Here is an 821-nt window from a genome sequence, read left to right on the forward strand (position 1 = left end):
AAACTCGGGTCTAGAAACCGGGTTTCTATTGAGATCTCGGGGGAAAATCAAAGATGCTTCTAGAAACCGGGTTTCTTCTTTCACAGATTACTCGTCAAACATCAAATGTTGAATCGATGCGGTTTGGATCGAACGTTCCACAAAACGACGATAATTATTCGCCGAGTTAAAATGCGATCGCACTTCTTCACACTTGGGCAAACTCCCCGGCCGCAAATCCACATATTCTCGATAACTGGAAAATTCCCAATCTTCGGCTTTGTCAACTAGCTTTGCTTTGACTGGATTCAAGTGAATATATCGGGTCAACTGAAATAAATATTCATCCCGATCTACGAGAATCGCCTGAAATCGTCTTTGAAATAAGGTTCCGACCCGTTGATAAGATTTGTTGAACGCTTTGACATAAGACACGCTCAACCTTTGCATTGACTTCGAGAAATGATCCGCCCGCAAATACACCAACAGATGATAGTGATTGGGCATCAAGCAATAGGCGATAATATCGGCGGAATTTGTTTCGATCAAATATTTGTTAATTAATCTCAAAAAGTGGATGTAATTATCTCGATTAAAAAATATCGCCTGCCGATTGTGACCCCGATTATAAATATGGTAGTAGCGACCCGTTTCAAAGACGATTTGGCGACGCGGCATTTTTAACTCCTCGAAACTCGATGATAGATCTAGGATATCATAGCTTCAATAAACGGGCTCTAGAAGCCGGGTTTATCGCGTTTAGAAACTCGGGTCTAGAAACCGGGTTTCTATTGAGATCTCGGGGGGAAACCCAAGGTGCTTCTAGAAACCCGGTTTCTTTG

The 821-nt window shown here is 42.3% G+C and carries 1 protein-coding gene; it reads right to left on the minus strand.

Going from position 1 to position 821, the window contains the following annotated elements; all coding sequences use genetic code 11:
• Positions 1-87 precede the first annotated feature (87 nt).
• Complete coding sequence (locus AC0QHF_RS00700) at positions 88-657, minus strand: REP-associated tyrosine transposase (RefSeq protein ID WP_324702267.1); 570 nt, start codon at positions 655-657, stop codon at positions 88-90.
• Positions 658-821 lie beyond the last annotated feature (164 nt).

The organism is Lyngbya sp. CCY1209, from assembly GCF_055795065.1.

Bases quoted from the DNA above. Each gene is read 5' to 3' on its own strand.
- AC0QHF_RS00700 (WP_324702267.1), bottom strand. From the start codon at position 657: ATGCCGCGTCGCCAAATCGTCTTTGAAACGGGTCGCTACTACCATATT.